2 pseudogenes are annotated in these 1136 nt (G+C 77.1%); one reads left to right on the top strand and one right to left on the bottom strand.

Annotated features, from left to right (window positions below):
* Positions 1-553, bottom strand: a pseudogene (locus RH94_RS45330) (PAS sensor protein); the annotation flags it as partial.
* Between the two features lie 191 nt (positions 554-744).
* On the opposite strand from RH94_RS45330, the pseudogene RH94_RS33190 reads away from it, so the two are divergent.
* A pseudogene (locus RH94_RS33190) lies at positions 745-1136 on the top strand (SpoIIE family protein phosphatase); the annotation flags it as partial.

The following is a 1136-nucleotide window of genomic DNA, read 5'->3' as shown; positions in this document are numbered from 1 at the left end:
CCGCCTCGCCGGCGGGGGCCGGGGCGAGGAGATCGGGCTCGGAGAGCACCGGGCGGCCCTCCGCCGCGGCCCGTTCCAGCCGCAGCGCGAGCCGGTCGCAGGCCGCGGTCAGACGATTCCGTTCGTGCCCGGACAGCTCCGGCGGGTGCGACGCGGGCCAGGTCACGAAGACGGCTCCGTACGTGGCGTTCCGCGTCGCCAGGGGCAGCGCGGCCAGCGCGAAGGGATACGGCAGCACCACGGCGACCCGCGGATAGCGGCGGACCATCTCCTCCTCGCCGCCGACCCAGACCAGCCGCCGGTCGCGCACCGCGTGGGCGACCGGGACCGACGCGCTCAGCCCGACCCGCTCCCAGGGGGCGGCGAACGCCCGGGGCATGCCCGCCATCACGGCCATCTCCAGCACCGGCTGGCCGGGCACCGGCAGATACACCGCGCCGGAGTGCGCGTGGACCTCGTCCAGCAGGGCGGCCAGCGCCGAGGACAGCACCGGGCGGTCGACCGCCCAACCGGCGGCCGTCAGGGCCTGGCGGGGTGTGTGCCCGTCGGACACGCCGACCACCTCCTCGCCCGGCCGCGCGACGGGTCCCCCCGGACCAAGGCTCCCTCCTGACGGCCCCGCGCGCACGGCGAGCCGCGCGGAAGGCCCGCGCCACCACACGTTCGAAAGGTTCCGAGCACCGTCCACCGCGAAATCCCACGGAAACGCCGCAGGGGCTGCGCGACCGGTGGATACGCGCTGCCATGGCCGACGCGGTCGGTGAGGGAGCTACGGCGCGCAGGACGAGGACGCTGCGTGCCGGACTCGCCCCCGAGGCGCTCGCCGCCGCTCCCTCCGCCCCCGACCGGTCGCGCCTCGTCCTGGAACAGGTCCTGGTCCTCACCCGGGCGGCGTTCGCCGGCGTGTACGTCCGCGGCGCGACCGGCGAGGTGCTGTGCCTGTCGGAGTCGGTCGGCGTGCCGCGGACCCTGTACGGGGTGGGGGACGGCCACCGCCTGGCCGGCGCCGACCCCGCTCACCTCGGCCCGGCCGCCGGCGCCCTGCTCGGCGACGCCCGCCGCAACGACGACGTCGCCCTGCTCCTCATGCGCTACGACGGCACGGCCGTACGCCCGCTCAGGGAGAGCCGGACGGT

The sequence above is a fragment of the Streptomyces kebangsaanensis genome (assembly GCF_001906585.1).
GTDB lineage: Bacteria > Actinomycetota > Actinomycetes > Streptomycetales > Streptomycetaceae > Streptomyces > Streptomyces kebangsaanensis.
This window is presented reverse-complemented; position numbering and strand designations above follow the sequence as displayed.